25 protein-coding genes are annotated in these 25,728 nt (G+C 68.2%); 1 reads left to right on the top strand and 24 read right to left on the bottom strand.

The genetic code is table 11. The annotated features are described in order from the left end of the window. Nucleotides 1–307 precede the first annotated feature (307 nt). The 7 genes from ACCD06_RS03925 to ACCD06_RS03895 form a co-directional block, all read right to left on the bottom strand. Nucleotides 308–1,585, bottom strand: a complete 1,278-nt coding sequence (locus ACCD06_RS03925) for a TRAP transporter large permease (protein ID WP_413338948.1) — start codon at nucleotides 1,583–1,585, stop codon at nucleotides 308–310. Beyond that, entirely contained in the window at nucleotides 1,582–2,100 is a 519-nt protein-coding gene (locus ACCD06_RS03920) for a TRAP transporter small permease (protein WP_109152004.1), read from the bottom strand. Before ACCD06_RS03920 ends, ACCD06_RS03925 begins: the two co-directional genes overlap by 4 nt. Before the next feature lie 149 nt (nucleotides 2,101–2,249). After that, the gene (locus ACCD06_RS03915) at nucleotides 2,250–3,233 is read right to left on the bottom strand and encodes a C4-dicarboxylate TRAP transporter substrate-binding protein (RefSeq protein ID WP_109157288.1); all 984 of its coding nucleotides are present in this window, start codon (nucleotides 3,231–3,233) and stop codon (nucleotides 2,250–2,252) included. Nucleotides 3,234–3,537: 304 nt separating this feature from the next. After that, a complete protein-coding gene (locus tag ACCD06_RS03910) occupies nucleotides 3,538–4,563 on the bottom strand; it encodes an SDR family oxidoreductase (RefSeq protein WP_413338945.1) in 1,026 nt (341 codons plus the stop codon). A gap of 26 nt (nucleotides 4,564–4,589) precedes the next feature. Further along, nucleotides 4,590–5,171: an isoprenylcysteine carboxyl methyltransferase family protein gene (locus tag ACCD06_RS03905; protein ID WP_413338943.1), complete on the bottom strand. Its 582-nt coding sequence runs from the start codon at nucleotides 5,169–5,171 to the stop codon at nucleotides 4,590–4,592. A 2-nt stretch (nucleotides 5,172–5,173) separates the two neighbouring features. Further along, a complete protein-coding gene (locus tag ACCD06_RS03900) occupies nucleotides 5,174–6,232 on the bottom strand; it encodes a type III polyketide synthase (RefSeq protein WP_413338941.1) in 1,059 nt (352 codons plus the stop codon). 206 nt (nucleotides 6,233–6,438) lie between these two features. Next, nucleotides 6,439–6,672 (bottom strand): hypothetical protein, encoded by a 234-nt coding sequence (locus tag ACCD06_RS03895; RefSeq protein WP_109157284.1) that lies wholly within the window; start codon nucleotides 6,670–6,672, stop codon nucleotides 6,439–6,441. 150 nt (nucleotides 6,673–6,822) lie between these two features. On the opposite strand from ACCD06_RS03895, the gene hypF reads away from it, so the two are divergent. Next, a complete protein-coding gene (gene hypF, locus ACCD06_RS03890; RefSeq protein ID WP_413338939.1) occupies nucleotides 6,823–9,063 on the top strand; it encodes a carbamoyltransferase HypF in 2,241 nt (746 codons plus the stop codon). On the opposite strand, the gene ACCD06_RS03885 is transcribed toward hypF, so the two are convergent. The 17 genes from ACCD06_RS03885 to ACCD06_RS03805 form a co-directional block, all read right to left on the bottom strand. Then, on the bottom strand, nucleotides 9,033–9,395 hold the full coding sequence (locus ACCD06_RS03885) for a hypothetical protein (RefSeq protein WP_109157283.1): 363 nt from the start codon (nucleotides 9,393–9,395) through the stop codon (nucleotides 9,033–9,035). The two genes, hypF and ACCD06_RS03885, sit on opposite strands and share 31 nt — an antisense overlap. A gap of 136 nt (nucleotides 9,396–9,531) precedes the next feature. Continuing rightward, nucleotides 9,532–10,326: a Ni/Fe-hydrogenase, b-type cytochrome subunit gene (gene cybH, locus ACCD06_RS03880; RefSeq protein ID WP_413338937.1), complete on the bottom strand. Its 795-nt coding sequence runs from the start codon at nucleotides 10,324–10,326 to the stop codon at nucleotides 9,532–9,534. 24 nt (nucleotides 10,327–10,350) lie between these two features. Beyond that, nucleotides 10,351–12,165, bottom strand: coding sequence for a nickel-dependent hydrogenase large subunit (locus ACCD06_RS03875; protein WP_109151994.1), 1,815 nt, complete (start codon nucleotides 12,163–12,165; stop codon nucleotides 10,351–10,353). Between the two features lie 2 nt (nucleotides 12,166–12,167). Continuing rightward, nucleotides 12,168–13,241, bottom strand: coding sequence for a hydrogenase small subunit (locus tag ACCD06_RS03870; RefSeq protein ID WP_413338934.1), 1,074 nt, complete (start codon nucleotides 13,239–13,241; stop codon nucleotides 12,168–12,170). A gap of 191 nt (nucleotides 13,242–13,432) precedes the next feature. Then, nucleotides 13,433–13,981, bottom strand: a complete 549-nt coding sequence (locus ACCD06_RS03865) for a HupE/UreJ family protein (RefSeq protein WP_413338932.1) — start codon at nucleotides 13,979–13,981, stop codon at nucleotides 13,433–13,435. Nucleotides 13,982–14,081: 100 nt separating this feature from the next. Further along, nucleotides 14,082–15,569, bottom strand: a complete 1,488-nt coding sequence (locus ACCD06_RS03860; RefSeq protein ID WP_413338930.1) for a sigma-54-dependent transcriptional regulator — start codon at nucleotides 15,567–15,569, stop codon at nucleotides 14,082–14,084. 30 nt (nucleotides 15,570–15,599) lie between these two features. Beyond that, complete coding sequence (gene hypA, locus ACCD06_RS03855; RefSeq protein ID WP_413338928.1) at nucleotides 15,600–15,932, bottom strand: hydrogenase maturation nickel metallochaperone HypA; 333 nt, start codon at nucleotides 15,930–15,932, stop codon at nucleotides 15,600–15,602. Between the two features lies 1 nt (nucleotide 15,933). Beyond that, nucleotides 15,934–16,779: a [NiFe]-hydrogenase assembly chaperone HybE gene (locus ACCD06_RS03850; protein WP_109157279.1), complete on the bottom strand. Its 846-nt coding sequence runs from the start codon at nucleotides 16,777–16,779 to the stop codon at nucleotides 15,934–15,936. Further along, nucleotides 16,776–17,645 (bottom strand): hydrogenase expression/formation protein, encoded by an 870-nt coding sequence (locus ACCD06_RS03845; protein WP_109157278.1) that lies wholly within the window; start codon nucleotides 17,643–17,645, stop codon nucleotides 16,776–16,778. Before ACCD06_RS03845 ends, ACCD06_RS03850 begins: the two co-directional genes overlap by 4 nt. Beyond that, complete coding sequence (locus tag ACCD06_RS03840; protein WP_109157277.1) at nucleotides 17,642–18,070, bottom strand: hydrogenase; 429 nt, start codon at nucleotides 18,068–18,070, stop codon at nucleotides 17,642–17,644. The genes ACCD06_RS03845 and ACCD06_RS03840 overlap by 4 nt, the downstream gene beginning before the upstream one ends. A gap of 5 nt (nucleotides 18,071–18,075) precedes the next feature. Further along, nucleotides 18,076–18,387, bottom strand: a complete 312-nt coding sequence (locus ACCD06_RS03835; RefSeq protein ID WP_109157276.1) for a HypC/HybG/HupF family hydrogenase formation chaperone — start codon at nucleotides 18,385–18,387, stop codon at nucleotides 18,076–18,078. A 15-nt stretch (nucleotides 18,388–18,402) separates the two neighbouring features. Continuing rightward, nucleotides 18,403–19,053 carry a HyaD/HybD family hydrogenase maturation endopeptidase gene (locus ACCD06_RS03830; protein ID WP_413338925.1) on the bottom strand — a complete coding sequence of 217 codons (651 nt, stop codon included), beginning with the start codon at nucleotides 19,051–19,053 and terminating at the stop codon, nucleotides 18,403–18,405. Between the two features lie 475 nt (nucleotides 19,054–19,528). Beyond that, a complete protein-coding gene (locus tag ACCD06_RS03825) occupies nucleotides 19,529–20,992 on the bottom strand; it encodes a nickel-dependent hydrogenase large subunit (RefSeq protein ID WP_413338923.1) in 1,464 nt (487 codons plus the stop codon). A 4-nt stretch (nucleotides 20,993–20,996) separates the two neighbouring features. Next, nucleotides 20,997–22,007 (bottom strand): HupU protein, encoded by a 1,011-nt coding sequence (locus ACCD06_RS03820; protein WP_413338921.1) that lies wholly within the window; start codon nucleotides 22,005–22,007, stop codon nucleotides 20,997–20,999. Then, the gene (locus ACCD06_RS03815) at nucleotides 22,004–23,383 is read right to left on the bottom strand and encodes a sensor histidine kinase (RefSeq protein ID WP_413338919.1); all 1,380 of its coding nucleotides are present in this window, start codon (nucleotides 23,381–23,383) and stop codon (nucleotides 22,004–22,006) included. Before ACCD06_RS03815 ends, ACCD06_RS03820 begins: the two co-directional genes overlap by 4 nt. 44 nt (nucleotides 23,384–23,427) lie before the next feature. After that, complete coding sequence (locus tag ACCD06_RS03810) at nucleotides 23,428–23,637, bottom strand: DUF1656 domain-containing protein (RefSeq protein ID WP_295833976.1); 210 nt, start codon at nucleotides 23,635–23,637, stop codon at nucleotides 23,428–23,430. Further along, complete coding sequence (locus tag ACCD06_RS03805) at nucleotides 23,634–25,721, bottom strand: FUSC family protein (protein WP_413338917.1); 2,088 nt, start codon at nucleotides 25,719–25,721, stop codon at nucleotides 23,634–23,636. Before ACCD06_RS03805 ends, ACCD06_RS03810 begins: the two co-directional genes overlap by 4 nt. Nucleotides 25,722–25,728: the final 7 nt, after the last annotated feature.

Raw genomic sequence — 25,728 nt, 5'->3', positions numbered from 1 at the left:
CCGTCGAAGTCGGGCAAGTGGGTAAATGCGTCGGATATGCCCAAAAACAAAGAAGGGCCGCCGTTTCCGGCAGCCCTTCCATTGTCAATCCGTGTGTCGTCGACACCACGGCGCAGTCCTTAGCGGACCAAAATCTCCTCCACGAAGAAAGAGACCTCGGCCTTGGCGCTCGACGACGAGTGAGACGGACAATGAGACACGAGATCACCTCCTTTCAGTTGTTGACGTACGCCACCCAATATAGGTGGCCTTACGGAGGCTGCAAGTCGGATTCCTGACTGCTCCACTGTGACATTCACCGGGGCATTCACATCAGTGCATTCGGCACGAACAGCACCAGACCGGGCCACAGCAGCATCACCGCGACCAGCGCCACCACGGCCAGGACGAAGGGGATGGATTCGACGATGTATTCCTCGACCGGGCAGTCCAGCAGGCTGCACACGGTATACATCGCCACCCCCACCGGCGGGGTCATCGAGCCCAGCGTGACGATGGTCATCATCAGGATGCCGAAATGCACCGGATCGACGCCCAGCGGCTGGACGATCGGCAGGAAGATCGGCGTCAGCAGCAGAACCAGCACCGTGCTTTCGATGAACAGGCCGGCGATAAACAGGAAGATCAGGATCAGGGTGACGACCAGCGCCGGTTCCCGCGTCAGTCCGGTCATGGCGGCGGCGATGCTCTGCGGCGCCTGTTCGAAGACGATGGCGTAGCCGACCATGCCGGAGAACAGGATGATCAGCAGGATCAGCCCGGTGTCCGTCACCGCCTCAACCAGCGCGTCCACCATGCCGCGCAGCGTCAGTTCCCTGTGCACGAAGAAGCCGATGACGGCGGCATAGATGACGGCGAAGGCGCCGACCTCCGACGGGGTGAACAGGCCGCCGCGGATGGCGACCAGCAATGCCACCGGGAACAGCAGAGCCCATTTGGCGTGGACGACCGCCTCCCACATCGCCTTGCCGGTCGGCCGCTGGGTTGTGGCGGCGCCATAGCCGCGGCGCCGCGCGATCCACCAGACGGTGACCATCAGCACGGCCATCATCAGGAAACCGGGAACGATGCCGGCCAGGAACAGCCGTCCGATGGAGACGTTGCCGACGAAGCCGTACAGGATCAGGCCGAGGCTGGGCGGGATAGTCGCCGTGATGAGCGATCCCACCGCGATGACGGCCGAAGTGAAGCCCTTCGAATAGCCGCTGCGGATCAGGTCCGGCCCCAGGATGCGCGCCTCCATCGCCGCGTCGGCGACGGCGGAGCCGGACACGCCGCCCATCAGGGTGGACAGCACGATGCAGACCTGCGCCAGCCCGCCGGACATCCACGACACCAGCACGTTGGAACAGCCGATCAGCCGGTGGGTGATGCCGGTCCGGTTCATCATGTGGCCGGCCAGCACGAAGAAGGGAACGGCCAGAAGCGGGAAGCTCTGCGAGGCGGTGGCGACCTGCTGCACCCCGATCGACACCGGAATGATGCCGTTGGTCAGGAAGAAGGTGAAGCCGGCCATGCCGATGGCGAAGGCGATCGGAACGCCAAGCCCCATCAGGACGAAAAAGGTGAGGGCGAGCAGGATCACGGCATCACCTCCTCCGCCACCGGGACGTCCGACGGCGTGTTGAAGATCGGGCGCGGGGTGCGGCGAAGCCGGCCGATGGCGGCCATCGTCTGCCCCAGCAGGGTGAAGGACAGCAACAGGCAGCCGACCGGCACCGCCGAGGTGACGAAGGCATAGCTGATGCCGCTGTCGCCGAACTGGCGTTCCAGGTTCAGCATGGTCAGTTGATAGCCCTTGACCGCCATGGTCAGCAGGAAGGCCAGCACCAGCAGCGCCAGCAGGATGTCCAGGATGGCGCGCACGCGCGGCGGCAGGCGCTTGACGACATAGTCGATGCCGATGTGGGCATGCTTGCGCAACGCGAGGTCGGCGCCGAGGAAGCTGGCCCAGGCGAACAGCAGCTGCGCGACGTCCACCGACCAGACCAGGGGATAGCCGAACCAGCGGCTGATGCCGGCCACGAAGACCAGCAGGACGATGACGGCGAGCAGCGTTGTCGCCAGCACCGTCTCCGCCTTGACGTACAGAGATTTCATCGGAAGGGGGTGCTCCGGTCCGGCCCGCGGGCGTGCGCCGGTGGTGCGGATGGCAATGGGCGTTGGGTGCGGGCGTCGGTTGCGGGAGGGGAGCAGGGCGGCCCGGCAAAGGCGGCCCCACCCCGGTCACTACTGGAAAGGCCGGCCGGTCACTGCTTCAGCAGCGCGTCGACCTGCTTGTGCAGCTCGCCATAGCCGAGCTTCTCATAGACGGGCGCGGTGGCCTCGCGGAAGGGCGCGACGTCGATGGCGACGACCTGCATGCCCTTCTCCGTCATCTGCTTTTCGAAATCGGCCAGCGACGCCTCGGTCGCCTTGGACGCCTCGTCGCCGGCCTTCAGCGACTCCTCGCGCAGGATCGTCTGCATGTCCTTCGGCAGGCTGTCGAACCAGGCGGCGCTGGTGACGATGCCGGTGATCAGGTTGATGTGGCCGGTCTTGGTCAGGTACTTCGCCACCTCATAGAGGCGCGCGCCGTAGATGGCGGGGTCCTGCGCCTCGGCGCCGTCGATCACCTGCTGCTGCATGGCGGTGTAGACCTCCGACCAGGGCAGCGGCGTCGGGGTGGCGCCCATGGCGCGGATGGTCTCCATCCACACCGGCGCGCCCGGCGTGCGGACGCGGACGCCGTTCAGGTCGGCCGGCACCTTCACCGGCTTGTTGGTCAGCATGTGGCGTTCGCCCTGCCACCAGTTGAAGGACAGCACCTGATGGCCGGACGCCTTGCGCAGCTTCTGCACCCACTCCTCGAACATCGGCGAGGTCACGACCTTGCGGATGCCGCCATAGCCCTGGGCGACGTAGGGCGCGCCCAGCACGCCGAACTCCTTGACGAACACAGCGAGCCGGCCGCCGTCCACCACCACCGCGACCGGGGCGCCGGCGCGGGCCTGTTCCAGCAGATCCTCGTCCTTGCCAAGCTGCGAGGCGGGGAACAGGCGGACGGCCATCTTGCCGGCCGACCGCTTCTCCACGTTGGCCTTGAACTCTTCCAGGCCCTTGTAGAGCGGGTCCTGCTGCGACAGGGCCGTGTTGACGCTGAGCGTGTAGTCGGCCGCCGAGGCGCCGAATGAAACCAGGGACACCACCGCGCCGAACAGCGCCGTACGCACGGCGTTCGCCATGACAGACATGCTTTTCCTCCCAGCAATATGGACCGCCGGCAACCGACGGCCGGCATTCGACTGGTGCGTGTTCGGCCCGCCGCCGGAACACCGGCGAACGCCCCGATTCAAGGGGCGGTCCAGCAGGGAAGGGGATGGCCGATGACCAGTTTGTTCAGTCACTGGTATGGTAGTATGCCTGATTGCGGTTGGCAATAGCGTTTCGGGCGGAATGTTCGTATTCAACCAATGTCGCTGCTAAACTGTCTTCACACGCAACGGGCCGGCGCTCGCATCGCGAATGCCGGCCCGTTTCGTGTCGATGGTCTGCCGCCTAGCGCAGGCGCGGGGTCATCCGGCTCATGGCGAAGCCCAGCCCGCCGGCCAGGAGAAAGCCGACCGCCACCGCGACGCCGCGGGCGGCGGCGCTTGGTGCCTCCAGTCGCAATGTGTTGTGCGGCAGGCCGAAACGCCCGCGGGTGCGGTGCAGTCCGTCGACGGGGTGGAACAGGTTGTCGGGCCGGCCGGGCGTCTCGCGCTCTTCCGTCATCTGGCCGTCCACCGCGTTGTTGGCGAGGTAGCGGTCGGCGAAGCCCGGCGCCAGGGAGTTGCCCAGGATCGCCTGCATCGCCGACCAACCCAGCCAATATTCGCGGCGGGGATTCTCGGTGGCATGCAGGATGGCGCGGGCGATGTCCTCCGGCTGGAAGATGGTGCCCATCGGCCGCGCGCGTCGGGGCATGTGGCTGCGTGCCCAATCGAACTGGGGCGTGTTGACCGCCGGCAGATGCACGGTGGTCAGCCTGACGCCGCTGTCCTCGTGGATCAGTTCGGAATGCAGGCTGTCGATGAAGCCGGTGATCGCATGCTTGGCCGCGCAGTAGGCCGACTGCAGCGGGATCGACCGGTAGGCCAGGGCGGAGCCAACCTGCAGGATCGTGCCGGCATTGCGCGGCCGCATCCGGCGCAACGCCGTCTGGATGCCGTAGGCGGAGCCGAGATAGGTCACCTCGGTCACCCGCTTCAACTCATTCGGTGTCACGGCATGCACCGGACCGAAGACCGTCACCATCGCCACGTTGATCCAGGCGTCGATGGGACCGAAGGCCTCCTCCACCCGGTCGGCGGCGGCATCCAGCGCATCGGGATCGGCGACGTCCAGCGGCAGGACCAGCGCCCGCCCGCCCAGCCGCTCGACCTCCGCCTTCACCTCCTCCAGCGCGTCGGACGAACGGGCGATCAAGCCGATCGACGCCTGGCGGTAGGCAGCGAAGGCCAGCGCGGTGGCGCGGCCGACCCCGGCGGATGCACCGGTGATGCAGACGACGGGAGAGTGGGGGAGGCCGTTGGTCGGGTACATGGCGATGGTCCTGTTCTTATTGCGCCTCAGGAGCGGTCAGGGGTTGGCCGTCGGCCGCTCCATCCTGTCCAACTCCCTGCACCGCCCCCAGTTCCCGCTGAGGTTCCGTCCCGTCCGCTCAGCGCTCCCTCTTCCACCCGGATGCGGTGCAGGGTCAGCGGGATGTTCAGCAGCGTGGCGGCAACGGCGATCCAGACCTCGCCGAAAACCAGCGGCAGCACCGCAAGCTCCCCCGTCACCACGAGGTAGTTGGGGTGCCGGACCCAACGGAAGGGGCCGCGCCGGACCAGAGGGGCGCCGTCCAGCGTGATGATCCGCGTCGTCCAGAAGCGGCCGAGCGTCGCGATCACCCAGACCCGCCCGGCCTGAAGCAGCAGGAACAGCGCCAGCAGCCAGCCATTCACCGGCGCATCGGCCGGCACCATGACGAACAGGGCCAGCAGCCAGCCGGCATGCAGCGCAACGAACAGCGGGTAATGCGCCGCCCCGACCTCCCGCGCGCCGTCGGCCAGCAGGCGGGTGGTGTTGCGGCGGGCGATCACCAGTTCCAGCAGCCGTTGCGCGGCCACCGCCAGCAGGATGATCTGCGGCCAGCCGATTGCGTCCATGGTCACAGATCCAGCAGGGTGAGGCCGGCGGTGAAGCCGGGGCCGAGCGCCAGCATCAGATGCGGTCCGGTCGCCCCGCTGCGCATCCGCCGGTCCAGAACGAACATCACGCTGGCGGCCGACATGTTGCCGCAGTCGCCCAGCACCGCCCAGGAGTCGTCCATGCCGGCGACGGCGGGGTCCAGCACCTCGGTCAGCGCCTGCAGGACCTTGGCGCCGCCGGTGTGGCAGATCACCCCGGCCAGATCGGCACGGCTCATGCCGCGGCCGGTCAGGAAACCGTCGATCACCGGGGGCAGCCGTTCGCGGATCAGGCGAGGGATGTCCTGGCTGAAGACGACGCCGAAGCCCTCGTCCTCGATGCGCCAGCCCATGATCCGCCGGGTGCCGGGCCAAGTGTGCTCGGCGCTGTCGACGAAGCGCGGACCAGGGGTATCGTCATCGGCCCCGGAGGTCCGCAGAAGGGCGGCGGCGGCACCGTCGGCAAACAGGGCGCTGGCGACGACATTGGTGGCGGTGGCCTCTTCCGGCCGGTGCGACAGGGTGCACAATTCGACCACCAGGAACAGGACGGTGCGGCCGGGCATGGCGCGGGCCATCATGCCGGCCCGCGCCAGCCCCAGCGCACCGCCGGCGCAGCCCAGCCCGAAGACCGGAAGCCGCACCGTGTCGGGACGGAAGCCCATGCGATCGAGCAGCAGCGCCTCCAGGCTGGGGGTGGCGATGCCGGTGGTGGTGGCGCAGACGATGGCGTCCACATCGGCGGGGCTCAGGCCGGCGGCGGACAGCGCCTTCGCCGCCGACTCTTCCAGCAGGTCCAGCGCCACCCGTTCGAACACGGCGGCGCGCTCGGCCCAGCCGTGCGGCTCCAGATACCAGGACAGCGGGCAGGCGGCGTGGCGGGTGCGGATGCCGGTGTTGGCGAAGACGGGGGCCAGCCGGTCGAAGTCGCGGAGACGGTGGGCGAAGACCGTCCGGGCGACGGTCAACGTTTCTTCCTGTTCGAAGCGGTGGGGCGGCAACGCCGTGGCGACCGCCAACAGCCGCGGATCGGGTGACATCCTGCCTCCTGCATGCTGTCGCCGGTGGGGACGGCGGGGTCTGGGCGGCGGTTCCGCTCCGTTAGGAAATAGGTATGACGCAGCATAGTTGCGCCAAGCGGCCGTGCTTCAAAAGGCTATCGCCATTCGAAAATTCCCGAGCGGCAACGAGAAAGAGGCGGCGCCCCTGCGAGCGCCGCCCCCGTCATTTTCAAAAGACCGTTTCACTAAGCCTGCCGTGGCTTCAGCGGGGCGGTGTCGCGGAAGGGCTTGTCGACCCCGCCCTTGTCATTGGTCTGGTTCTCGACGTCGCCCTCGAAGGTGCTTTCACCTTGGGCAAGATCCATGTCGTCCGCCGACATCCCGGCGGCGCGGGCGCCCTTGGTCCCGCCGATCTGCGGGTTATTCTTCAGGTCGGCGTCGGTGGGCTTGTCGGTCTTCTCGTGCTTGCTTGCGCTCATGACGGCGTCTCCGTTCCGGTTCCGCATGTCCCCCTGTCAACCGGCCGCAGGCGGGATCGTTGCGACCGGGCGAATCCAAGTTTCGCCCAAAGTCATGAGACGGTTAGGATAAAGGGGTTCGGCGCAGCCGAAGACCATTCGGGAAAGCCGATGACAGGCGTTGAGAACCGGTTGCGGATCCGCGTGCGCGGACGGGTGCAGGGGGTGGGGTTCCGCCCGCATGTCCATGCGCTCGCCCGGCGGTTCGGCCTGACCGGCTGGGTTCTGAACGACCCGCAGGGCGTGCTGATCGAGGTGCAGGGCACCGCCGCCGCCGATCTGGTCGCGGTCCTGACGGCGGAGGCGCCGCCGCTGGCCCGCATCGATGCGGTGGAGTGCGAGACGGTCGCCCCGCTCCCCGATGAGGACTCCTTTTCTATCCGCCACAGCGATTCCGCGGGCGCCGTCGCCACCGGCATCGGGCCGGACGCCACGGTTTGCCCGGCCTGCCTCGCCGAACTGTTCGATCCGGCCGACCGCCGTTATTGCTATGCCTTCCTGAATTGCACCCATTGCGGCCCGCGCTATACCATCACGCGGCGGCTTCCTTATGACCGACCACAGACGGCGATGGCCGGTTTTACGCTTTGTCCCGATTGCCTGTCGGAGTACCAGGACCCGACCGACCGCCGCTTCCACGCCCAGCCGACGGCCTGCCCGACCTGCGGCCCCAGGCTGTCTCACCCGCCGGAGGATGTCCTGGCCGCCCTGCGGGATGGCAAGGTCGTTGCCATCAAGGGGCTGGGCGGTTTCCACCTTGCCTGTGACGCCACGCGGGCGGATGCGGTGGAGCGGCTGCGGCGGGTCAAGCAGCGCAACGGCAAGCCCTTCGCCCTGATGGTCGCCAATGCGGTCTCCGCCGGCCGCCATGTCCGCATGGATGCCGACGAACGCGCAGTGCTGGAAGGCGTGGCGCGCCCCATCGTGCTTCTGCGGCGGCGGGAGGACGCACCGGAACTGGCGCCCGACATCGCCCCCGGTCTGGCTTGGCTGGGCGTCATGCTGCCCTACACGCCGCTGCATTACCTGCTGTTCCACGAGGCGGCCGGTCGCCCCGACGGCGCCGGCTGGCTGGGCGAGCCGCAGGACCTGACGCTGGTGATGACCTCCGCCAATCCCGGCGGGGAGCCGCTGGCCATCGGCAACGACGAGGCGCGGGAGAGGCTGGACGGCATCGCCGACCTGATCGTCGACCATGACCGCGACATCGTCATCCGCGCCGACGACAGCGTGGTGCGCAAGCTGGCCGGTGCCCCCGCCTTCCTGCGCCGGGGCCGCGGCCATGTGCCGGAGCCGATCCGGCTGGCCCGCCCCGTGCCGCCGATCCTGGCGGTCGGCGGCCACCTGAAGGCGACGGTCTGCGTCACCCGCGGCGACGAGGCCTTCCTGTCCCAGCACATCGGCGACCTCGACAATGCCGCGACGCTGGGCTTCCTGGAGGAGACGGTCGCCCATCTGCTGCACATCCTGGGCGTGGAGCCGGTGGCGGTCGCCCATGACAGGCACCCGGATTTCCAGTCCACCCGCTTCGCCGAGCGAACCGGCCTGCCCGCCGTTGCCGTCCAGCACCACCACGCCCATATCGCCGCCGTGATGGCCGAACACCGGGTGGAAGGGCCGGCATTGGGCCTTGCGCTCGACGGGTTCGGGCTGGGCGAGGATGGCGGCTCCTGGGGTGGGGAGATGCTTCTGGTCGACGGGCTGCGGGCCGAGCGGCTCGGCAGCCTCGCTCCGCTCGCCCAGCCCGGCGGCGACGTCGCCGCCCGCCAGCCCTGGCGGATGGCGGCATCCGCCCTGGTCCGCATGGGCCGTGCCGATGAGATCGTTCCCCGCTTCGGTGGTCATGGTCCGGCCGAGGGGGTGCGCCGGATGATCGAGCGTGGCATCAACGCGCCGCTGACCAGCTCCTGCGGGCGCTGGTTCGATGCCGCCTGCGGGCTGCTGGGCGTTCGCGCCGTGGCCGGCTTCGAAGGCGAGGCGCCGATGGCGCTGGAATCCCTGGTGCGCCGGCCACGGGCGGCGAAGGGCACTTGGCGGATCGAAGAGGGCGAGCTTGATTTGACGCCGCTGCTGGAAAGGCTGCTGACCGTTGCCGATGCCAGCGAGGGGGCGGACCTGTTCCACGGCACATTGGCGGCGGCGCTGATGGACTGGACGCTGCCGGTACTGCGCGCCCATGGCCTCGGCCGGGTGGTGCTGTCCGGCGGTTGTCTGATGAACGCGGTTCTGGCGGAGGAGTTGGTTGCCGGCTTCCACGTCGCCGGGGTGGAGGCGCTGCTGCCGAGGCTGGCGCCGGCCAACGACGGTGGGCTCAGCCTCGGTCAGGCGTGGATTGCGTCCTTCGCCTTGTAGGCGAACAGCGGCATCTGGACCGGCACCCGGACCTTCTCGCGGCGGACAGGGACATCGGCAGTCCGGGTGGCCTTGTCGAACTCGTACAGGCCGCGATACTTGCCGATATAGCCCTTGCGGCAGGCGCGGTGGAAGCGCTGCGACGCGGTTTCCCAATCGTCGCCCGGCCTCAGCCAGCTGACATAGGTGGTGCCGGTGCGCGGATCGGTGCGCAGGAACCGGCCGCGTCCCTTCTCACCCCGCACCCACTGGCCGGGGTTCAGCGTCAATGCCCCGCGGGCCAGCAGCATCTTCACCTGCGGGGTCAATTCGATGGTCGGAAAGTAAGGCATGACGTCCTCCGGCCGCACCCGGACGGGGCGGCGCTGATCTGGGAGACTCCGTTTGTTTCGGAACCTCCCAGATATGGGAACGCATGCGGAACAATTCAAGGTTTTCAAAGGGTGCGGAGTGGTGGGGCGCGCAATCTCACCCCGCCCGCGCCACCTTCTTAACCGAGCGCTCATGCTCCCCGTCCGCCGGGGCTTCGGTGTCCTTGAAGGTGCGGACGCCGCTGATCATGGTGGAGATGATCGACTGGCGGGACATGATGTCCTCGCGCACTGCGGCATAGACGTGGACGATCACGAACAGCAGGATCGCCCACATGCCCAGATGGTGCCAGGTGTGGACGTCCATGCTCTGGCCGAACAGCGGGATGACCCAGCCGAAGAGCCGGTCCTGCCAGCTGCCCTGTCCCGCCCCCTCGCTGTAGAGCGCGAAACCGGTGACGATCATGAAGACGCTGCCGACCGCGATCGCCCAGAACATGGCGAACTGCGCCAGCGGGTTGTGGCCGACATAGAGCTTCGGCTTGCGCTCCAGGAACAGGTACCAGCGGGCTTCCACGAACAGCTCCCCCCACCAGTGGCGGTCCCAGAAGGGGAAGCGGAACAGCTGCCGGGCATGGTGGTTGCCGGCGAAGGCCCAATAGAGCCGGCCGATGAAGCCGACGGCGAAGATGTAGGCCGCCGCAAAATGGACGAAGCGGATGTAGCCCATCAGGAAATTGGCGCTGGCCTCGCCCGGCATGGTCGGCAGCGGATTGGCGATCAGGTAGCCGGTGACCGACAGAACCACGATCGCCAGCGCGTTGACCCAGTGCCAGACCCGCACCGGCACCTCGTACACATAGATCGCCTTCAGGAAGCGGCCGGCCGCCGGGGTGGCCGTCCCTTCCTCATCCGGTGTCGCGACCGGCTTCGCATCGTCGAGAGGAGCCATGACGTAATCCTCCTCGGTTGCCGGTCAGCGCACGGTGACGCGGGCCAGTTCGGCGCCGTCCGGCGCCATGACGTGGGTGGAGCAGGCAAGGCACGGGTCGAAGCTGTGCAGGGTGCGCAGGATCTCCACCGGCTCGTCCGGGCGGGCCATCGGCGTGTTCAGCAGCGAGGCCTCGAACGCCCCGATATTGCCCTTGGGATCGCGCGGGCTGCCGTTCCAGGTCGTCGGCACGACGCACTGGTAATTGTCGATCTTGCCGTCCTTGATCTTGATCCAGTGGCCGAGCCCGCCGCGCGGGGCGGCGACGGTGCCGACGCCCTTGGCCTCCTTCGGCCAGGTCTTCGGGTCCCACTTCTCGACATTGGCGGTCGCGGTGTCGCCGGCCTTGATGTTGGCGATCAGGGCGTTCCAGTCGTCCATCATCATGGTGCAGCAGTACTGGCATTCCAGCGCGCGGGCCAGCGTGCGGCCGATGGTGGTCGGCAGTGCCTGCTGCGGCGTGAAGTTCGTGCCGGCCAGCTTGTTGAAGGCGCCGAGAGATTCGGTGATCTGGTCCTTCACATAGCCGACGCCCTGGGCATAGGCCAGGATGTAGCGGGGCAGGGGGCCGACCTCCACCGCATGGCCGCGCCAGCGCGGGGCCTTGATCCAGGAATACTTGGCGGCCTCGTCAAGCTCCTTGATGTCGGTGCGGGTGCCCTTGGTGTTGGCGCCCAGCTCGAACTTGGCCTGGGTCACGCCGTCCCACGGGTGCAGGCCCTTGCTCTCGTCCTCGTAGTGGTACCAGCTGTGGGCGACGAACTCCTGCACCTGCGCCGGGTCGCGCGGGTCGATGGGATGGACCTCGTTCCAGTTGCCGTTCAGGATGACGCCGCCCGGCAGCTGGCAGGTTGAATGGTCGTACGGCACCTTTTCGTAATCGCCGTAGTCCATGACGTTGGTCGCCGCCAGCCCGCCGCCATAGAGCCAGTCCTTGTAGAAGCTGGCGATGGCGAGCACGTCCGGCAGATAGACGTTCTCGACGAAGGCCGTCGCCTCCTGGATGCGCGCGCGGATGAAGTTCAGCCGCTCCATGTTCAGAGGCGCGCCCGACGACCCGGTGCCGTCCATGTTGATGGCGCAGGGAACGCCGCCGACCATGTAGTTCGGGTGCGGGTTCTTGCCGCCCAGGATGGTGTGGATCTTGACGATGTCCTTCTGGAGGTCGAGCGCCTCCAGATAATGGGTCACCGCCATCAGGTCGGCTTCCGGCGACAGCTTGTAGGCTGGGTTGTCCCAGTAGCCGTTCTTGAAGATGCCGAGCTGGCCGCTCTCCACGAACTTCTTCAGGCGGGTCTGGACGTCGCGGAAATAGCCTGGGCTGGACTTGGCATGGCGCGGCGACACCGCCTGCTGCAGCGCCGAGGTCGCCTGCGGATCGGCCTTCAGCGCGTTGACCGGGTTGACCCAGTCCAGCGCGTGCAGGTGATAGAAATGGACGATGTGGTCATGGACCTGCAGCGTCTTTGCCATGATCTCGCGAATCAGGTGCGCGTTCTTCGGGATGCGGATCTGAAGCGCATCCTCCACCGCGCGGACCGAGGTCAGGGCGTGGCAGCCGGTGCACACGCCGCAGATGCGCTCGACGAAGGCCCAGGCGTCGCGTGGGTCGCGTCCCTTCAGGATGACCTCAAGCCCGCGCCACATCGTGCCGGTCGACACCGCGTTGCGGATGATGTTGTCGCTGTCGACGTTCACCTCGCAACGCATGTGCCCTTCGATGCGGGTGACCGGATCGACGACGATGCGCTTGCCGCCATTGTCGAGCGAGAACCCGTTCGGGGTCTGGACGATGCCCATGGTCAGACGTCTCCCTTGTGCTGCGCGCGCTTCAGGGCGCTGACGGCCGCGTGGGCGGCGATGATGCTGCCGACGCCGATGGCGGCGGTGGTGCCGATCTGGTCGGCGTTGGCCTCGATCCCGAACTGGAGGATGTCGGACTGGCGGGCGTACCAGGAGCCCTTGTCCCAGAAGCCGTCCTCCGAGCAGCCGATGCAGCCGTGGCCGGACTGGATGGGGAAGCTGGTGCCCTCGTTCCAGCGCACGGTGGAGCAGGCGTTGTAGGTCGTCGGACCCTTGCAGCCGACCTTGTAGAGGCAATAGCCCTTGCGCGCGCCCTCGTCGTCGAAGGACTCCACGAACTGGCCGGCGTCGAAATGCGGCCGGCGATAGCATTTGTCGTGGATGCGCTGGCTGTAGAACATCTTCGGCCGGCCCTGGCGGTCCAGTTCCGGGATGCGGTCGAAGGTCAGCATGTAGGTGATGACGCCGGTCATCACCTCGGCAATCGGCGGGCAGCCGGGGACCTTGATGATCGGCTTGTCGGTGATGACCTCATGCACCGGGGTGGCGCGGGTCGGATTCGGGCGCGCCGCCTGGACGCAGCCGAAGGACGCGCAGGAGCCCCAGGAGATGATCGCCTTGGCGTCCTTGGCGACCTTGCGCAGCTGGTCGGTGAAGGGCTTGCCGCCGATGATGCAGGACATGCCGTCCTGGTTCAGCGGCGGATTGCCCTCCACGGCCAGGATGTAGTTGCCCTTGTACTTCTCCATCACCTCTTCGAGGATCGCCTCGGCATGGTGGCCGGCCGACGCCATCAGCGTGTCGTCATAGTCCAGCGAGATCATCGACAGCACCACGTCCTTCACCAGCGGGTGCGCCGAGCGGATGAAGGATTCGGAGCAGCAGGTGCATTCCAGCCCGTGCAGCCACAGCACCGGGGTGCGCGGCTTGGTTTCCATGGCGTGGACGATCTTTGGCACCAGTTCCGGCCCGAGGCCGAGCGCCGCCGCGGTCAGCGAGCAGTATTTCAGGAACGAACGGCGTGTGATCCCCTGCCGCCGCATCACCTCGTAGAAGGTTTCCAGCGTTGCCATCGGTTTGTTTTCTCCCGTCGGGCGGCACCGGCGTGCGAGGATCCGGTGCGCTTCTCCGCGGGCCATAGGCAACAATCGTGCCGTACTACGAACATTGGGCAAACCAACGGTCACAAAGGGACAGAGGCCTCTGCCGCTGGCAACTCCCCGGCCGAAACGGCGGCCGGGGTGGAAGGAGAGTTGCCGGTGGGTCAGGCCGTCCGGCCGTCTTCTTCCGGCCGGCCGATCAGGCGATGGATCGAGTAACCAATCGCCACACCGACCGCATGCAGCCCGGCCGTGCTGGCGAGGAAGCCGGCGGCATAGCCCAGCGCCGCGGCGTCGGCCGGCATCTCCGCGCCATGGGCGAACCCGTGGAACAGGCCGAAGCCGGCGGCGAAGACGACGCCGATCAGACTGTTGCGCGACATCGGCATGACGCACAGCAGGGCCAGCACGACGGTGGAGGCGTAAATGGTCGGTTCGACAAGCGGCAGCTCGCCGCCCGTCAGCGCGAACAGGCCACCGGCCAGCATGGCGGCCAGGAACGCTCCCGGCACCGCCAAAATGGCACGGCCGCCGATGGTGGCGCCATAGACGCCGACGGTGACCATGGCGATCAGGTGATCCAGCCCGCCCAGCGGATGCGCGGCGCCGTCGAGGAAGCCGGCCCCGGCGAGATGGCCGGGATGGGCAAGGGCAGGGGTGGCGGCAAGCGCGATGGCCGCTGAGATGGCGGCAAGACGAGTGATTTTCGACATATCGAACGGCTCCTCGGGGTTCTTGTGGTTCTGGTGGTTTCTCCCGCCCAATTCTCCCTCTCCCCGGGGGGAGAGGGGATCCTGAGTGGGAGAGGGTGGATCAGTGCCGCTGCGCCGGCCCGCGCTCGATGCCGTAGCGTTCCAGCTTGGCGCGCAGGCCCATGCGGGACAGGCCCAGCTCGTCGGCGGCCTTGCTCTTGTTCCAGCGGCAGCGGACCAGCGTTTCCATCAGGATGCCGGCCTCCACCCGCTCGATCCGTGACTTCAGCGGCCCGCCCTGGCCGATCAGGTCGAGCGGCGGCAGCGGTCCATCCTCCGGCGAGGCCGGGCGGGCGTTCAGCGCCGCACCGCGCAGCACAGGGTCGGACAGCAGGTCGGCGCCCAGCGTCTCGCCCTCGCACAGCACCAGCATCCGCATGATCTCGTTCTGCAACTCGCGCACATTGCCGGGCCAGCCATAGGACTCCAGGCAGGCCATCGTGTCGGCAGCGAAGCCGGAGACAAGCTTGCCATGGGCGGCGGACAGCCGGTCGAGGATGTGGCGGGCCAGCACCGGGATGTCGTCCGGCCGGTCGCGCAAAGGCGGCATGGTCAGCGTCATGGTGCTGAGCCGGTAATAGAGATCCTCGCGGAAGCGGCCGGCCTTCACCTCGGCGGTCAGGTCGCGGTGGGTGGCGGCGACGACGCGGACATCGACCCGCCGCGTCTCGTTGGACCCCACCGGCCGGATCTCGCCCTCCTGCAGGAAGCGCAACAGCCGGACCTGGAAGGCCGGGCTGATGTCGCCGATCTCGTCCAGGAAGATGGTGCCGCCGTCGGCCTGCTCCAGCAGGCCGACACGGTTGCTGTGGGCGCCGGTGAAGGCACCCTTCTTGTGGCCGAACAGCTCGCTTTCCAGCAACTCGTCCGGGATGGCGCCGCAGTTTTCGCAATAAAAGGGCTGGTCGGATCGCGGGCTGCCGTAATGGATGGCGCGGGCGAGCAACTCCTTGCCGGTGCCGGTCTCGCCCAGCACCAGAACCGGGACGTTGAATCCGGCCACCCGCTCCGCCTGCCGGCAGACCTCCTCCACCGGGCTGCCCTCGGCACGGATCAGGCCGTCGAAGCGATAGGACTGGCGCACCCGCTCGCGCTTGGTCGCGACGCGGGTCTCGGCCAGCGGCGGCAGCAGCTTCAACTCGCTGGTCAACCGGTCATGCTCGCGCTGGAGCTGGTACAGCTTCGCCGCGTTGCGGGCGGTCAGCAGCAGATGGTCGGGGTGCCAGGGCTTGGTGATGAACTGGTGGATGCCAGCGGTGTTGATGGCGCCGATGATGTCCTCGGGGTCGATGTAGCCGGTGATGACGATCCGCACCACATCGGGCCAGCGTTCGCGCACCTGGGTCAGGAACTCCACGCCGCTGACCTCCGGCATCCGCTGGTCGGAGAAGACCACCTGGATCCACTCGGTTTCCAGCAGGCGCAGGGCGTCTTCCGCCGACAGGGCGGTGAAGACCTCGAACTCCTCGTTCAACAGGCGGGCGATGACCTCGACGGAGCGCGGCTCGTCATCCACCACCAGGATGCCGGGACGGGCGGGATCGGTCATCGCACGGAATCCTTCTTCATTCGACCTGCCTCACTCGACCTCAAGATCCTTGATCGTCATCTCGGTGCCACCATTCGGATGCAGCCGGCTGCCGCCGCAGTGTGGGCAGGGCGACAGCCGGTCGTCCAGATCCACCGTGTCGTTGCAGTCGAAGCACCAGCCGCGGCCCGGCACATCCAGCACCACCAACTCCGCCCCGTCGGCCAGCGATCCCCGCGTCACCACGTCGAAGCCGAAGCGCAGCGCCTCCACCTCCACCCCGGCGAAGCGGCCGATCTCCAGCCGGACCTTGGTCACGCGGCTGAAGCCGTTCGCCCGCCCGGCCTCCTCCATCGCCTGGAGCAGGCTTTCGCAGAGCGCCATCTCATGCATCGGCGGCCTCTGCGGACCCCATGCCGAGCAGCGCCCGGCGCGACGGGCGCGCCGGCTCGGCCACCGATTCGACCTGGGCCGGCGCCGGATCGGGCGGCGGTGCCAGTTCTTCCTCGCGCCTGCGGCGGATCTCGGCGGTCTGGGCACCGTCTTCGCGGATGGAGGGATCGAAGAGGGAGACCAGAGCCGCCGAGGCCGTTTCGGTTGCCTGGAGCATGGAGGCGAACTCGAACATCGGCGAGAACAGGGAGCAGGCCTTGTAGGCGCCGACACCCTTGCGGTTGGCATGGACGAATTCGTAGCGGCCGGACGGAAACTCGATCAGCTCCTTCGCGCCCGGCACCAGTTCCGACCATTCGTCGCCTTCACCGGGCAACAGGACGAGGTTCAGGAACCAGGGCGTCACCAGCGCACCGAGCCAGCGCTCGCCATGGCGGCGGAAGCCCACGGCCTTCACCGCCAGTGCGTCGTTAACGATGGGTAGGCCGCGCATCTGCGCGGTGTGGATCTCGCGGAAGGCCGCTTCCAGCCGGGCGATGGTCTCGGTCGGCAGGGCAGGGCCGGACTCCGCCGGCAGGACGGCAGCCGCAGCCGCTTCGGCCGTCACCGCCTCGCCATCCAGCGCCATGAACTGGTCGCGGGCGCCGTCGCAGACCGGGCAGCGCCAATGGTCAGGCAGGGCAGCGAAGCCGGTGCCGGGCGGCACCTGCCAGTGCTCGCAGCCCTCTGCCGGGTCGTAGACGTGCCAGCAGATCTTGCATTCCATCCGGGTGGCCGCGCCGATGCGCGTGGCGTCGCCGAGATAGGAGCCCTCGAAGCGGGAGGCGGCGGCGCTCATCGCGCCCGCTCCAGATCGGTCGCCAGCGCGTCGAGAATTTCGGCCAGCCGTTCGGCGCTGTCGGCGATGTCCTCCGCCGCGGCGCAGACCACCGCCGGCACGTCGACGATCTCCACCGTATCGAGGATCAGCGTGTCGACCGAGTTGTAATAGCGCACCCACCAGACATTCGGCGTCGCGGTGGCGGTGACCCGGCAATTGCCGTAGCCGCGCGACAGGATGGTGGTGGCACCCACACCCAGCCGCTGTTCGATGAAGGCCAGATCCTCGGGCGTGTGGGGCAGCAGGCTGAAATTCACCGCATGGGGCGCATCGCCGCGGCGCCAAGCGGCGCTGCGGTCCAGCAGCTCGGTCAGGATCGGCTGGCCGTTCATCAGCCCGGCCGGCGCCGGCCCTGCCGCCACCGCTGCAACGGCGGTGAAGGCGCGGTTCAGCGCCACCCGCGGGAAGGCGCCGATCAGCAGGCTTTCGCGCACGGCCCCGTCGCCGAAACCGCGCACACGCCAGACGCCGGCCAGGGAAGCCTCCTGAATCTCCAGCCGGTCGCCGGCCCGCTCCACCTTGACCGCGACTTCGCCCTCGCCCAGCACTTCATCGACCAGGGCCAGCACCGGGGCGTCGAGGTCATCGACCGGAATGCGGATTTCCTCGCCGGCCGTCCAGTTGACAAGCGCCTCGTGAATGCGGGTCAGCACGGCACGGGCGGCGGCGGCGCGGGCGGGGTCGGCGACCTCCGGCAGGTGCGGTTCGTAGACGCGCATGCCCGACGGCATCGGCAAATATTCCAGCCCTTCCTCTGTCGCGTCTGGCTGGCTGCCGGGGCCGAAGCCGACCGGCGGGTGGGTCATGCCGAACAGGGAACTCATGCCGCACCGCCTTCCGAAGCGCCTTCCAGGATCTCACCGATCCGCTGCAGATAATCGTCCCAGTCGCGCACGCGCGGAATGCTGCCCAGCAGCCGGTCGCCGCGCAGGAAGACCAGGGCCGGCAGGCTCATCATACCGGTCAGGGCCAGGATCGCGCGCTCCGCCGCCTCGCCGGCCACCGCCGGGGTCAGGCGCGGGTGCAGGGCGCGGACCAGCTCCGGCAGGATGACGGCGACGTCGGCGGTCTCGGCATTACCCTTGCCATGGCCGGGCAGAAAGACCACCCAATCCTTGGCCGGATCATTGAGCCAGGGCCGGTCGTCAACATGATCCAGCCGCAGATAGCCATGAACGTCGGTCAGCAGATCGACCAGCGGCGGCAGGGGCAGCCGCGGCTTGGCGAGCGGCGGGGCAAGGTCGGTCATGGGCGTCAGGCCTCCGTCAGGCCGGCCGCGCGGGCCGCCTCCAGGTGGGGGGGAAGGGTCGGTTCACGGTCGATCAGGTCGGCGAAGGCGCTGTCGAGCCGTTCCCCGTCCAGCGCCGCGGCCATCGCCGCCAGCGCGTCGAGGATCTGGGCAGCCTCCTCCGGGTCCAGCAGCCGGCGCGCCGCGCCGAGGAAGCCGAGCACCCAATCGCCGGGACCGGCTTCGGGGACCAGCGACAGGTCGATGACCGAGCCGTCCTCCGTCCGGCCGGCGACGCCGTCGACACCGGTCAGGCGCAGGGGAATGCCGATGCACATGGACGGGCGCTCCGCTCAGGTCTCAGAGGCGGACAGCGCCGCCAGAATACGGGGGTCGCCAATGCGGCAGGCGTCCTCGGCGCTCGGGCGTCCGCCCTCATAGGCGTCGCGGGCGATGGCTGGGGCAGCGATGTCGGCGGCGGCCTCAACGGGCGTGCCCTCCACGCCGAACTCGTCGCACAGCAGATTCAGGATGACGTCGATGGTGGGGGTGACCTGCGCGGCGACGGTGTCGGTCAGGCCGCCGCCGTAATCCTCCAGGCATTCCGGCTGGACGCCGACCAGGATCAGCTTTTGCGGGCAGCGGCCGAGGAACATGGCGCTGGCCAGCACCTCCTGAAAGCCGGTCTGATGCAGGCTCATCTTCTTGGCGCCGAGGAAGGCCGGCACATCGTCGCCGTGGAAAACCCGGCGGGTGCCGGGCGGCAGGCCATAGTCGATGGCGTCGACCACGATCAGCGCGTCGGCAGCTTCCAGATGCGGCAGCAGGTACAGCCCCTGGGTTCCGCCATCCATCAGCGTGACGCTGTCGGGAAAGCGCCAATCGGCGGCCAGACGCTCCACCGTGCGGACGCCGAAGCCCTCGTCGGCCCATAGGATGTTGCCGATGCCCAACACCAGGATCTGCGCCGTCCCCCGACCGCTTTCGTCCCCCGCCAAATCCATTCCCGTGCCCCGGCCTCTGTCCGATGGAGCGGCGCCCTGCCGCCGAACCTTCGTTCGTACAAGTTCCATGCCAGGATCGGTGGTCAGGTCAGGTCATTGATCGGGTTGCATATTTCCGCAGCCATCGCTCGATATAGCAGCGATTGTGGACATCAACATTACAGCATGCGTGGCAGGTGGCAAGTTGGTTGCCGCTCTGGCTGCACAGTTGCCGTAGAGGGTGACGGGTGATTGTTCGCGCTGGTCGAACGGTGAAATCAGGATCCGTGCGTTTATCCCGATCCTCTGCGGGATTAGATCTCTTCCAGCAGGACGGATCATCTCCCGTCCGATGGAGGTTCAAATGGCACGCATGGTTTCCTTGATGATGTTCGTCGGCGTCATGTCCTATGCGGCGTTCATCGCTTCCTGAACACCGTCTTGTGACAGCACTTCAGAATCTTAATGTAACGCCTTGTTAAATCCGGTATTTTCTTCAATGAACCGTACACACCATGCAGGGGTCGAAGGACCGGACGATGTGCTGCACCGACAGCGGCGTGCGCTCTCCCTCCTGCACCGGGGCGCCGACCAAGGCCTGCTCCAGCGGACCGGGCACGCCGTCGAGGTCGCGGGGTGAGAAGTTCCAGGTGGTCGGGGCGATGATCTGATAGCCGGCGATGCGCCCGCGCTCCACCCGCAGCCAGTGTCCCAGCGCTCCCCGCGCCGCTTCCGTCAATCCCACCGCCTCGGCGTTGTCCGGCGTCTCCCCCGCCACGCACCAGGGGGCAGCCGGATCGATGGCGCGCAGCCAACCTTCCATGGCGTCGGTGGTGCGCGCCAGTTCCAGCAGGCGAGCGATGACGCGGCTGCGCACCGATCCGCCATCCTGCGCCACCAGCGCCCGGATCAGCGGGTGTCCGTCCACCAGTTGCCGGGCGATAGCACCGGTCTCGTAGGGCAGTCCGGCAAGCCGCGGTGCCTTGCACCAGCTATACCCGGTCTCGTCCATTCCGTCCGGCACGGTCGAGCCGGCGAAAGGCGGGTGAGGGCGGTCCTGCCCGGCCATGCGGCTGAACCGGTGATGCTCCGCCACCTGATCCGGATCGAAGGGAGCGTCATTTCCGTCACTGAAGGTGCCGCGCCGGTAAAGATGTCCGCCCTCCAGACCGGCATAGGCGCCGTGGCTGAGGAAGCGGCCATAGGCTCTTCCGAGATGGGCGAGATCCAGATCCTCGGCGATCTCCAGGAACAGGCGGAAGTCGCCGGCGGGACCGGAGATCCGCCAACGCTCCAGATCCTCCGGCGCGCCAAGCGCCAGCACTTGCTCCAGCGGCGCGCCGAATAGGCTGTTTTCCAGAAAGCGGCGGAAGCTGCGGACGGTGGTGAGCAGACGCACCCGGTCGCGCGCGTCCACCGCCCGCGTGACGCCGCCGGGCTGGAGCGTCAGGGTGTGCGGCCACTTGCCGCCCAGGATGCCCAGCACATGGAACAGTTCCGCCCGCGCCGATGTGGCGCCACGCACGGCACTACCCTGGGCCGCTTTGAAACGCGCCTCCGCCTGCTCGAACCAAGGGCGCCCTTCATAGGCGGGCCGGGCGAAGTCGGGCATGAAGAACAGGTGGAAATGGGTCAGATGGTCGGCGACATTCTCCGTCGCCGTCATCAGGTTGATGGCGAGCAGGCCGTTGCGCGGCACCTCCACCCCCATCACACCAGCCAGCGCCAGCGCCGCCGCATGGCTTTGTGAGACGGAGCAGATGCCGCAGATGCGCGGCGCCACCACCAGCGCATCCATCGGGTCACGCCCCTCCAGGATGCGCTCGAACCCGCGGAACAGCGGCGAATTCACATAGGCGGCAGAAACACTTGTGCCGGAAACCTCAAGCCGGACCTCAAGATCGCCCTCGACGCGATTGAAAGGACCGACGATCAGGCGGCGCTTGGGCTCTTCACTCACCGGGTCAGCCTTTCCGGGTGGGGCGGACGGTGGGGGCGACGACGATGCGGTCGGCGGCGGCGTTGCGGCGCACCCGCTCCGGCGTCGCAGCCTTGGCGAGAGATGCCAGCGCCACGAACCAAGCCTTCGGCATATCGGTGGGCAGGCCGATGGGGATGCCGGCGAATTTCGGCGTCTGCTGGAACGGGTGCCCCGGCTCCTCGAAACCCGGTGCGGTGCAATTGATGCAGGCATAGCCGCCGCGGGTGCAGGACCCCTCGCCGTTCCACAGGCGGGTGTTGCAGTCCGCATGGGCCTGGGTGCCGAGACACCCCATATGCTCCATCAGACAGCCGAGATCGGATGGTTTTTCCGCGCTGGCCTTGTACTCGTAATACTCGTTGCGCGGGCAGCCATGGTGGACCAGATGGTCGGCGTAGAAGCGCGGGCGCTGGTAGACGTCCAGATCTCCGGCGGCCAGCGCATCCTCGGCCAGCAGCATCAGCGTCTCGGTCACCCAGTTCGGATGGGTCGGGCAGCCGGCGACATTGACCACCGGCAGGCCGCCGCGCGCCCGGAACTCCGCGCCCAGGGCGCCGCCGCGCTGCGTGCCCTCATACTGCAGGCCGCAGGCGTCGGCGATATTCTCGCCCCCCGCAGTGATACCGCCGAAGGCAGCACAGGTGCCGACGGCGACCACGGTGCCGGCGACGGCGGCGAGATCGCGCGCCCAGTCGATGGTCGCCCGCCCGGTGCCCGCCAGCACATGGAAGCGCCCGGTGCCGTTCGGCCCGCGCAGCAGTGAGCCCTCCACGCACAGCACGTCCAGCGGCTCGGCCCCCGACAGGATGCGCTCGAACAGGTCCACCGCCTCGGCCCCGCTTTCCTCTGACAGGCTCGGGTGCCAGAGCAGGCGGATGCCGGCGGTCTCCAGCAGCGTCATCAGGTCCGGGGATTCGGCGCAGAGCAGCGACATGGTGCAACCGCCGCAGCCGCCCGATTGCAGCCACAGCACCGACAGCGGGCGCTCTCTCATCGCGCGGCTCCTTCCGGACCCTTGGCCCGGCCGTTGGCTTGGCCCCCGGCGGCCGGCAGGGTGAGGGTGAACAGCGCTCCGCCATCGGGATGGTTCGCGGCGGCCAGGTCGCCGCCATGGTCGCGCACCAGCTGATAGCTGATCGACAGGCCGAGCCCGGTGCCCTTCCCGACCGGCTTGGTGGTGAAGAAGGGGTCAAAGACGCGGCCCACGATCGCGTCGGGAATGCCGTGGCCGGTGTCGCGGATGGTGACGACGACCGTACCCGCCTCCTCCCGGCCATGCAGTTCCAGCCGCTTGACTACCGCCCCGGCCATGGCGTCGATGGCGTTCTGGACCAGATTCATGGCGACCTGATGCAGGTGGCCGGGATGACCGGCGATGTCCAGCGTGTCGGGCAGGTCGAAGACGACGGTCAGGTCCGGCATCTGCGCCTTGGCCACCCAGGTAACGGCGGAGCGAAGAAGTCCCGTCAGATCAAAGCGTTCGGAGGCGTGCTTCTGTTCCGACGAGAAGCGGCGAAGCTCTGCCACGATGTCGCGAACCCGCTCCGTCCCCTCCAGCATGCCGTCCAGCGTCGCCGCGGCGTCGGCGCGGGCGCGATCGATGCGCAGTTCCTTGCGCAGGGCTGCCAGTTCCGTCGGAGTGGCGCCTTCGTGCACGCGGTCGAGATAGGCGGTCATGCGGTCGACATAGCGGCGCATGGCATGGGCGTTGCCATAGACGAAGGAGATCGGATTGTTCAGTTCATGGGCCACGCCGGCGACCAGCCGGCCGAGCGAAGCCATTTTCTCTGAATGGACGAGCTGCTGCTGTGTCTGCTTCAGTCCTTCATGGGCGGCGGCGAGGTCGCGGTAGGCGCGGCGCAACTCGCCCACCGGCCGGCCGACCAGAACCAGCCCGATGGCATGGCCGCGCTGGTCGTAGCGCACGGTGTTGTTGACCGCGATGGGGAAGGGGCCGGCCGGCCCGCGCAAGGAGAGTTCCACATCGCTGACCTCCTCGCGCTGAAGGGCGGCGCTGCACAGCCGGGCGAAGGCGGGATGGAAGGCGGGGTCAAGGAAATCGCGCAGCGGCCGCCCGGTCAACTCGCGCCCGGCACAGCCCAGCGCCCATTCGGCCGCCGGGTTGGTCTGCTCGATCCGGCCGTCGCGGTCGCAGGCGATCAGAACGTCGGTCATGGAGCCGAGGACGCTGGCGATGAAGGCCTGCGCCTCCTCCAACTCGGCATTCTTGCGTTCCAGTTCCACCTGCTGCGTCACGAGATTGGCATAGGTCTCGTCCATCTTCCGGATCACGTCGATCCAGGCGCTCTCGGCGTCGGCATCGGGCGTCATGCCGGGCATGGAAAATGGCTGCGACAGCGGGGCGGTCATGGCGCGCAGACTAGCACGCCATAACAGCCCTGGTGTGGACGATTTCAGGCCGACCAGATCGACCACAGGCCGGCAAGGCCGCTCAGCACCAGCACATAGAGCGCGAAGTCGAACAGCGGCGCGTGCCAGACCCAGCCATAGGCGCCGACGGCGCGCAGCCCCCGGCGCAGCAGGGCCGATACCGCCCAGGCCACCACGGCAAGGATCAGCAAGGGCGGCAGGAACAGGCCATAGACGTCGATTTCACCGATCATGCGCGCGCCCTTTCCTGATGCATCGGCTCTTGGGTCCCATCCGGGGCGATCGGCAGCACCTCCAGGGCAGCGTCCGGGAACAGGCTGCGCCGCAGGGAGGCCAGCGCCACCACGGCGCGGTCGCGCTCGGGACACGGCGGGGCGGCGTCGATGGCCGACAGCAGATCGTCCATGCTGTCCAGCAGTCCGGCCGGCGCCGGGTCGGGCCGCTTGGCGGACAGAGCCCGGAAATGGGTGGCGACGCCGCGCAGCAGACGCTCCAGAGCCGCCCCGCCGGCATGGCCCAGGACCGGGCGTGCCCGCTGAAGCTCCACCACGTTCAGCCCGACGCGCAGGTCGCGCACCGCGTCGATGGCGTCCACATCCACCGATCCGCCGGCCTGCGCCAGCCGGGCCGACAGCAGCCCGACGCGGTCCAGCATGCGGCTTTCGAACCCGTCATTCGCCGGCACCCCGCGCATCCGCGCCAGATCGGCGATCTCGCGCCAGCCGATGTGGAGCATGCGCCGCGCGCTCCAGGCCGCGCCCACCGACCGGCACATGCGGGTGACCAGCATCGCGGTGACGATGCCGACGATCTGCCCGGTGCTGCTGTTCAGGAAGGAGGCGAAATCGCCGCTTCCGGTGTCGAGCAGGCTGAGCGAGCCGCCGACGCCGAAGATCAGCGCCATTGCCTTGCCCATTGTCGCCGGCCGGGCGACGAAGATGCCCAGGCCCACCAGCGTCGGCGCCAGGCACAGCACCAGCATCGGGAAGCTGTCGAAGGATGGCAGCACCACCAGCAGATAGAAGGCGGACAGCGGCATGGACGCCAGCGTGTAGACCAGGAAAAGCCGGATGCCCGGCACCGGATCGTCGAAAGACGCGAAGAAGCAGGTGAAGACCGCCACCATCATCGCCGCCGCCGCCCCGGACGACCAGCCGGTCAGGATCCAGAAGGCGCAGACGGTGGTGATGCCCAGCAGGGCCGCCGCCGCCGACCAAGCCGCCATGCCCTGGTCAAGATGGAAGACGCCGCGGGAGCGCTTGCGGGCCAGCGGGTCCAGATGATCGGGCAGGTCGTGGTCGCCGGTTGCGATGTGCGCCCGCAGGTCCCGGCAGTCGCGGTGGATCTCTACCAGCGACCGCAGGCGCCGGATGAAGCTGAAGCGTGTCGCCGCCTGCCAGCCGGCCGAAGCCCGCCCCGCTTCCTCCGCTTCCAGCCGATCGAGCCAGCCGATCAGCCGGGCGGCGTCCGCCGGATCGGCATCGGCGCCGGCAGCGATCCAGTCCCGCACGGCAGCCACCACCGGCGCCACATCCGGCGGCATCGCCCCGTCCGGCCGCCGCAACGCACCCAGCCGGTCATGCACGGCGGTCAGCACCGGCAGCAGATAGACCATGCGGTCCTGCAAGGCCCGCATCGGCCGGGTCATCCAGCGCAGGTCGGACGTGTCGTAGGGCAGGTGGGTGGTCATCACCCGCAGTTCGGTCAGGTCGGTCGCCATCCTGTGGCGGTCTTGCAGGCGCGTGTCGGTGGTGACCTGTTCCAGCGCGTCGAGCGTCCAGCGCTCCGCATCGCGCAGGGCGGCGTCGAGCTTGCCGAGCAGCACCGGACCCATACCGCGCGGCAGGATCACGCTGTGGATGACGGTGGCGCAGACGATGCCGAGGATGATCTCCTCCACCCGGGCCAGCCCGGTGTCGAAGATCGCCTCCGGGTTGGCGACGCCGGGAAAGACGATCAGCCCGGCGGTGTATCCCGCCAGCATGAAGGCGTAGCTGCGCGGCGTGCGGTCCAGCAGCGAGATGAACAGGCAGCCGCCGACCCAAAGCCCGACCGCCAGCGACAGCAACTCCGGCGCATTGACCAGTTCGACCGTCAGGACGATGGCGGCGATGCTGCCGGCCACCGTCCCGGCGACGCGATAGACCGCCTTCGACCGAACGGTGCCCGACAGCGGGCTCGACACCACATAGGCGGTCAGCATCGCCCAGAAGGGACGCGGCAGCCCCATGCCGAACGCGATGTAGAGCGCCAGCATGGAGGCGGCGAACGACTTCAGCGAAAAGACCAGCTCGTCGAGGATAGGGGCTTTGGGCATCGGCGGG

The organism is Azospirillum sp. CT11-132 (genome assembly GCF_047302835.1).
Taxonomy (GTDB): domain Bacteria; phylum Pseudomonadota; class Alphaproteobacteria; order Azospirillales; family Azospirillaceae; genus Azospirillum.
The sequence above is the reverse complement of the archived record's forward strand: the minus strand, read 5'-3'. Positions and strand labels throughout refer to the sequence as shown.